The sequence below is a fragment of the Flagellimonas onchidii genome, from assembly GCF_004804315.1.
Lineage (GTDB): Bacteria > Bacteroidota > Bacteroidia > Flavobacteriales > Flavobacteriaceae > Flagellimonas > Flagellimonas onchidii.
This window is the reverse complement of the sequence record NZ_SRXX01000036.1, coordinates 1-7,468: the sequence shown is the minus strand read 5'-3', so window position 1 is coordinate 7,468 and position 7,468 is coordinate 1. Positions and strand designations below refer to the sequence as shown.

General features: G+C 34.0%; 9 protein-coding genes. 1 reads left to right on the top strand and 8 read right to left on the bottom strand.

Features of this window, described 5'->3' with window-relative positions; translation table 11 throughout:
* Positions 1 to 112: 112 nt before the first annotated feature.
* The 7 genes from E4661_RS18625 to E4661_RS18595 all read right to left on the bottom strand — a co-directional run bounded on the left by E4661_RS18625 (position 113) and on the right by E4661_RS18595 (position 5,732).
* Complete coding sequence (locus tag E4661_RS18625) at positions 113 to 1,189, bottom strand: AAA family ATPase (RefSeq protein ID WP_136468974.1); 1,077 nt, start codon at positions 1,187 to 1,189, stop codon at positions 113 to 115.
* A complete protein-coding gene (locus E4661_RS18620) occupies positions 1,186 to 2,904 on the bottom strand; it encodes a restriction endonuclease subunit S (protein WP_136468973.1) in 1,719 nt (572 codons plus the stop codon). Before E4661_RS18620 ends, E4661_RS18625 begins: the two co-directional genes overlap by 4 nt.
* Positions 2,905 to 2,923: 19 nt before the next feature.
* Complete coding sequence (locus E4661_RS18615) at positions 2,924 to 3,712, bottom strand: nucleotidyl transferase AbiEii/AbiGii toxin family protein (RefSeq protein WP_136468972.1); 789 nt, start codon at positions 3,710 to 3,712, stop codon at positions 2,924 to 2,926.
* Positions 3,709 to 4,500, bottom strand: coding sequence for a type IV toxin-antitoxin system AbiEi family antitoxin domain-containing protein (locus E4661_RS18610; RefSeq protein WP_136468971.1), 792 nt, complete (start codon positions 4,498 to 4,500; stop codon positions 3,709 to 3,711). Before E4661_RS18610 ends, E4661_RS18615 begins: the two co-directional genes overlap by 4 nt.
* A 79-nt stretch (positions 4,501 to 4,579) precedes the next feature.
* Positions 4,580 to 4,888, bottom strand: coding sequence for a hypothetical protein (locus E4661_RS18605; RefSeq protein ID WP_136468970.1), 309 nt, complete (start codon positions 4,886 to 4,888; stop codon positions 4,580 to 4,582).
* Positions 4,889 to 4,970: 82 nt separating this feature from the next.
* Positions 4,971 to 5,306 carry a plasmid mobilization protein gene (locus E4661_RS18600; RefSeq protein WP_136468969.1) on the bottom strand — a complete coding sequence of 112 codons (336 nt, stop codon included), beginning with the start codon at positions 5,304 to 5,306 and terminating at the stop codon, positions 4,971 to 4,973.
* A 135-nt stretch (positions 5,307 to 5,441) separates the two neighbouring features.
* The gene (locus E4661_RS18595) at positions 5,442 to 5,732 is read right to left on the bottom strand and encodes a helix-turn-helix domain-containing protein (protein WP_136468968.1); all 291 of its coding nucleotides are present in this window, start codon (positions 5,730 to 5,732) and stop codon (positions 5,442 to 5,444) included.
* Between the two features lie 584 nt (positions 5,733 to 6,316).
* Between E4661_RS18595 and E4661_RS18590 the strand changes: the two genes are divergently transcribed.
* Positions 6,317 to 6,664, top strand: coding sequence for a hypothetical protein (locus E4661_RS18590; protein ID WP_136468967.1), 348 nt, complete (start codon positions 6,317 to 6,319; stop codon positions 6,662 to 6,664).
* Between the two features lie 294 nt (positions 6,665 to 6,958).
* Here the strand turns inward: E4661_RS18590 and E4661_RS18585 are convergent.
* A partial coding sequence (locus E4661_RS18585) for an integrase core domain-containing protein (RefSeq protein WP_168796436.1) occupies positions 6,959 to 7,468 on the bottom strand: 510 nt, incomplete at its 5' end.

Sequence of the window (7,468 nt, the reverse complement as noted above, 5' to 3'; positions counted from 1 at the left end):
TTTGGCAAGTTCTAATAATCCTAACTTTGGTTTGATGATCTTTTCTTCTGTACTCATCTGACAAATCTAATTTAAGGGTTAAACTAATTTATTAAGATTGTCAGATTAAGTCTTAACTATTACAGTTTAAATGCGTATCTGGTTCATCTAATAAGATAAGAGCTTCATCATCTTTTGTGAATTTAAGTAGTCCTAAAACTGTTACTAGCTGCTTCTCGCCTTCACTTAGCTCCCCCATAGCAAGCTCTCCTTTTATATTTTCCTTAACTACTTTTATTCGGACATCTTGATCTTCAACTAATTCTGAATAGTGTAAACTGCATAAAGCATTAAACAATGTTATTTTGTTTTTATACTTGATATCAACAAATGCTCTAATTGCTTCTTTGTCTTTTAAATATAGAAAGAGCCTTTGTAGAGTCTCTCTCTTATTTAATGACCCTCTAACAGTTTCCTTATAAAACATTGGAGCTATTGAGAAATTCCATAAATCTTCAATAAACCTCCTTACCAAACCGTCTGTATTCCAAAATTGGTCTTTTCCTTTTCTTGACTTTGACCAATTGGGTTGTTTTAACATGAATAGGGCAGAACCGAAATCTACAATGTTTAATTCTTTTTTTAAGAAATCGATAGTTTGTTTTTCTCTTTCATCAAATAAGTAAAAAGCGATTAGGGCAAAACTTGCATGAATAGGTTCAACTAAAAATATGCGAGGCATTTCGTTAAAATCATCATATTTCATTTCTGAACTCATCATTTTTTTAAACTGCAAAATTTTATGGTCTGCATATAACGACTTTAACCTTTCACTTAATCCTGAATAGTAGACAAACACATGACTTGGCAGGTATTCATTTTTATTTTTAAAGAATTGCGATTTTGAACGTAATTTTCCACCATCAATGATAAATTTATATCCTCCTTTAGTTGTGTATTCTACTTCTATATCCCTATTTCGACAACTATATCTAATATAATATTCGAAACTCTCGGTTTGCTTCTGTACCAAAGGGATTCTCTCTAGGTCTAAATCTCTAAAGATTATGACAATAGCTTCCATGAAATTTGACTTTCCTGTAGCATTTAAACCTAGTAATACTGTCTCCATTGATTTTGTTCCAAAATCAAATTGGAAATTTTCAAGATTCTTAAATCTTCCTCTTATGTGAACATTTTCTATTTTCATTTCTTAAGGGATAAAAGAGATTCTGTATTTTCTTTGACCTCGATAAGCTTGCTATGAATTTCTTTAATCTCTTCGTAAAAGCTTTCAATATCTCCTTGATGTATGGAATTAGTCCAAAGCTCTTGAGCAGAAATAGGAGAGTTGGATTCTTTTAAAATTTCAAGAACTGTTTTTTTAGTTTCCATTTGTCTCTTCTTTTTAGGCTTAAGTTTATCCAATTCTTTTAGGGCTTTATGATAAATTTCTTTCTCGGCTCGAATTTTTTGGAGCAATTTTATGGCAGGCTCATCATTAGAATCTTGATTTACAAGTTTACCTTCAAAAGCTTTTTTTAAAATGGAGTTTCTTAAAACTGTAGAATCCTTTAAACAATTATCTATTGATTTTTCCAAGTGTTCAATAAGGGTGAAACGAGACTCCAATATTTCAACAATTCGATTTTGTTCCTGTTTTGGAGGAACTTTCAAATTAAATTTTTTAATATCTTTTTGGAACAAATGAGGTATTGCACTTCCTGAAATCTTTTCATTAACCAATTTCTGCATGGTTGGTCCTAAAAAGAAATAATATAGAAAATCTGGATTAAACACCTCTTTAGCATCTATAACCAATAGAGATGAATTCACGGTTGCCTTATCAGGTAGATTTTTTATAATTCCAACTTTTCCGATACCTGCGCCATCTTTACATAATAATATATAGTCTAATTGAAGTTTTATTTCTGGGCTTTCTTCATACCTTTCTACAGTGATATGATTCGCATCTTTAAAAACCACATTTTTACCATAATTTAATGCATGTACAGATAATAATAAGGGACCTTCTTTTGTGTACTCTTTCTTGGTTAAACCTTTCCAACCAATTCTCGCATTAATACCAATTAAATTATCAAGGCTTGCATCAGCCCAAGATGGAATGTCTTTGTTTGATTTAAATGTAAAATTAAAATCGGCCTTAGGTTTTTTAACAGAACCTTCATTCAAAATTTGATTATATTTCTGCTTTCTTGACGTTTGAATATCAATTAATCCTGAGGTAGCGTCTATGCCATGGTTATCTCTCCTCCAACTTTCAGTCAATTTTCCTGAAAACGCATGTTTTAATAAAGCTTGCCGATAAACTTTGATTTGACTTTGAACAAGTTTCAGATTTGCTACACTATTGTCTAACTCGCTTAATAATTCTTCTATTTTATAAACGATTCGTTGCTGTTCATTGAGGGGAGGGATGGGTATTTTTTGGTTAAATACAACTTTGTTCGTTACTGCAGGATAGCTTGTCCCTTTAGCTAGAGAATTTACTTCATTAATGAACTTATTGCTTAAGACATAATAAAAAACATATTTAGGATTAATGAGAACTGGGCGAATTACACAAAAACCTGTTGATGCAATTTCATCATGATACTTTTTTTTTACGAATGCAATATTTTTTAAATATGGGCGAACAGTAGAAAATACTATATCATTTTCTTTGATTATTTGTTGGGCTCTTGATGGAGCAGAACCCCAAGTATATAATTTAGGCGCAGTAATTTTAAAGGTTTCATTATCAATAGCATTTATATCAATATAAAGAAACTCCTTATCTGATTTTTCATTTTTTTTATTGGTTTTGGTTGAGGTAAGAGTGATTCCGCCTAGATTAGACCAAATCCAACTTTTGGGTAGCTTATGTTCTATAGGTTCTTTACTCACAATTACTTTTAATTTCAACTAACATATTTATATCAATCTAAAACTTCGCAATCAATTCTTCTTTCAACCACTCAAAAGCCACCCATTGGTCATACTCAATTTCAGGTCTCAAAAGTGCTTCCATATCCCCTGTAAAATTTGGATCATTTTCTTTTTCTTCAATATTCCTTAAGAACTCCTTTTGACTAGGCGGGTTACCAACAGAAAAAGCCATATACTCCTTAAAACATTTAATGACTGAGTCTGTGTTCAAACTCATGTTTAAACGTGAATAATCTAAATCAAATAAATCGCGACCTTTACTGCGTTGGTATAAAGCACGAAGCTTGGTTCCTAGAAGTTCGTTGATATCATACGTTCGTATTTTGGTATTTCCAGTATACCAACCGTTCTTGATTTCAAATGGAAACTCAACCCAATCCAATACATTAAAATGTTCTTTGCAATTGATTTCCAGTTTTAACCGTTTTCTCGTATTTCCGTATTCTGAGTTGAATCGATACAGTGCCTTTGCTCCATGTCCTCTAACTTCTGTACGTCTTGGCTCTTCAAAAAAGTCAATGACTTCTTTTAACCGTTGCATGATGGGTTTTATAGGGCCTTCTTTGATTTGGACCAAATCAATATCTTCAGAATAACGCGGTGCGGGATGTAGGTATAGCTTATGTAATGCCGTTCCTCCTCTAAAAGCTAGATTTTCACGAAGTAAATCATCGGAAAAGATGGCTATCAACGCTCGACTAATAATAAGGTCTTGCTCAATCTGGTCGAACGATTTCCAAGGTGCATATTCTTGCCATTCTGTTATGTAAGGCTTCGGTATCATATATCGCTTTCCAATTTCATGTTTACATCGACCTTCCATCTATTGTCTACCGAACCAGGTTTATTTTTATCCGCTGTATTCAAGAAAACTGGGTAAAATTGTTGCTTCATTAAATATTCATAGATGGGATCGAGCTGGTTATTTTGAGGTGCTATGTATTCTAACAAAAAACCCAACCGCTGTAGCACACTTTTATGCGGATACCATTGTAATAGGGAATTGACCTGCCCTTGTGTGACCTCCTCTAAAAGCTCCTCGATATTCGCCAACATTCTGTTGATACCCCCAAGCTTTCTTTGATGATATAATAAATCTGCAATAGTCAACAATGGGTCTGAAACATTAAAATAGCCTGCATCAGATTTTCTTTGAACTATATTGGCTTGTGGCCAGTTTTTGGTAAGGAAAAAATCCAATGCAATGGCCTTTTTTCGAATATCCAACATTCTTGAGCCTTGTGTTATGACATAATCGATTTGTGTTTGTTGGTGGGCTGCCCCATGTAATCGAGCTGCTGAATATAGACCTACGTAGTAAGCCTTGTTTAAGTGTTCAAATAATTTATGCACATAGAGTTCTAGAGGTATGATGCCCAGCTTTGAATATCTTGGGGGTATGATAAGATAAAACCCTTTTCTTAGAGCAAGGATTTCTTTTTTCTTGGATAGGTAAGCCAAATCCGTAGTTACCGCATTGGAGTTCTTTCCTGAGTAGGTTATGTATTCCGCTCTGGAGAAAGCATATTGTTCTGACGATAATTTATCCTTAACAAAGCTTGACAATTGCATTTAGTAAATTTAGAATAATATTGGCAATTATTGCTATTATTCTAGTTTTTTTACTAAAAAATTAAAAAAGACAGGAAGTCTATAATAAATTATCCTGAACAAAGCGGGTAAGTGACTGCCGAATCTGGTGCATTTCTTTTTCCATATACAATTCAGCCAAATCACTTTCTTTTATTTGGTTTGGCTTTATGGGTGAGTCAGCAGACCAGTTTTTACTTTCATAGTCATGTATCATATCACCCAACCTTTTACGGGTAGTCTTCAATTTGGGATTTCCTTTGATCATGAGCCTTAACAATCGATGACAAGCCAAAGCAACCTCTAAGTCAAATTCGTTTTGAATCTCCCCAGATTCAATAATCTTATTGATGTTATATTCGTTTTCCATGATTCTTCAAACTTGAATTGTCTATTCTATTACAAAAGCATTATTACGGTACTCAACATTTGACGAAGTAACAGACATTATTTTACAATAGTTCTTTTTTTAAAGTAGAGAGAATTTCACGAAGTTCGGTCAATTCCTTACTTAATTTTTTTGATTGATGATTGCCCAAGTGGGTATGTTTTGTCAGTTGATTTATATTATTACCAATTCTACTCAGTTCTATAAATATTTTTCTTTCATAAGGAGAGGCCTTATATCTAGGCAATGGTTTTCCGGTAATTCTTTTACGGATATAATCAGCGATTGAAAGACCGCAAGATTCTGCATTATGAGCCACAATGAGATAATTATCTACGGTAGTTCTAAAACTTATATGAATTGATTTTAATGATTTTATATCTGTTTTTGGCCTTGCCATATTTTAGGGGTTTGGGGAGTATCTTCAACAAACTTGCGAACAAAGTGAGCAGTTTTTGTATACAAAAACATAACTTGCTTCCTGACCTCCGGTTAAAAAATTCCTATCATTCTGTTTTGAGGTTGTCGATTCACTTTACGATGAAATATCTCTTAATTGATTAATGAGTTCATTAATGTCTTTCGGGTGAAAAAGCACTCTGCCTCCAATAGATATTTTTTTAAGTAATCCTTTTTGCATCCAAGCATAAATAGTGGGGCGTGTCACTTTAAATTTTTTGACCAAATCAGAAATGGTCAATAATTCGTCTTCCGTTTTCTTTTCATCTTGTGAACTTTCAATTGGTGAGATGGAGTTTTTTTTGAGTAACTCAGCTGGAATGTATTCTTTTATTCCGTCATCATCCATAATAAATATTCGTTTCATTTTACAGGGATTTGTTGTTTTACATTGTTGAACAAACCTAGCAGTATTGAACGATATTTAATCCGTTTGGCATACATAACATTATGTACGCCAAATCTTTAATTATTCTAGTTTTTTTGTATGGAACAAGTCTATTCGTGGTAAGAATAAAAATCCAGAATTGGATTTTTATTCTTATTCTATCCATTAGAGAGAGTGTCAAAAACGAAGTTTTTGACACTTTCCGCAGAAGACTATGGTGAGGGGAAAAAGAAGCCAAGTACACCCAAATCTTTCGGAAAAGCCCCTTTAAACTGCAAGCATAGATTTTCCTTTCCCCTCTCCACAAAATATTTCATATCTACTACTATTATAATATAGCATTGAATATCTATTTATATGGATATATAGATAAAAGTATAAGTAAATATTATTTTATGAAGTTGGATAGTTCTTTTAAATTCGATATCAAGGGCTATAAATATCCTTTATTTGATTGAATTAACGAATAAAACCTGTTATTTTGAACTTTCTATGTTGTGCTAACCAATCCGTAGTTAGCAACCATTTTGCATATTTAGCATCCTTAAAGAAACTAATCAACGTTGAAAAATCTATCTTTTAAAAAATGGATGTGGTCATTGACCATTGTATTTGTACTCTTTCTTATCGGCTGTAGTAATAATGATGATGATATTTTACAAGAGAATATAGAGGGAATAGTATTGGGTACTTCCGGTTGTAGTGGTCTCCATAATATTGAACTTGATGGAGGTGATGTGATTTTTGCAATGGTTCCCGAGGAGTTTACAAACAAAGACACCAGAATCAGGTTTGATATGGAAGAAGTTAAAGAAGAGGATTTGGAATTTCTTCTATGTAATACACTTATTGTACCACCAAGTGTGGTATATAGATTAAGTAATGTTACCTTAATTGAAACAGAAAATTAGAAAGCGCATATAATATTCTTCAACCAGTATCTGAATTAAGTCCATTAGGGAAAAGAAACTATTTTTCAAAGAACAACCTACCACCTTTGTATACTTCCTCAAAATTCGATTGCAATTCAACTTGAGAAAATTGGCTTCTTTTTTCTAACACCATCCCGATAAGTGTCAACCGTACTTGGGTAAGGCAATGCTCAAACCTTTTAAACATTGGTCTTTTTCCCCTTTCCACATTTTTTTGTACCCATCCTTACCCTACTTTCTTTCCATTTTGTTTGGCAAATTTGTAAGGCTCCCCTAAAGCGAAGCGTCCATAAATATACTTTCTTTTATCAAATGGTTGTCCATTTGAAGTGAGGGAAAGCTAGCTTTCCCTCTGGATTCCAAAAATTTTGTTGGTGGCCTGTTGCCCAACGATTCATGTGGCCGTACATTGTTGTATTCCCAAATCCATCTCTGTGTCTGGTCCCTGACAAGATCAAGGTCAGTGAACAGGTAGGCATTGAGCCCCTCTTTTCGGTAAATGCCGTTGAAACGTTCGACCAAGGTATTCTGGGTCGGCTTTCCCGGTTGTATGTACCGGATCTCTACACCGTTCTTTTTTGCCCAGGCCCCAAAGGTCGCCGAGGTGAACTCCGGCCCATTGTCAACCCTTATCGTTGAAGGCGCGCCCCTCCATTCGATGAGCCTGTCCAACTCCCTTGTTATCCTCCTTGCACTGAGCGAGGTATCGATGGTGGACATTAAGGCTTCCCTGTTATGGTCGTCGATTACGTTGAACACCCTGAACGATTTGCCATTGGTCAA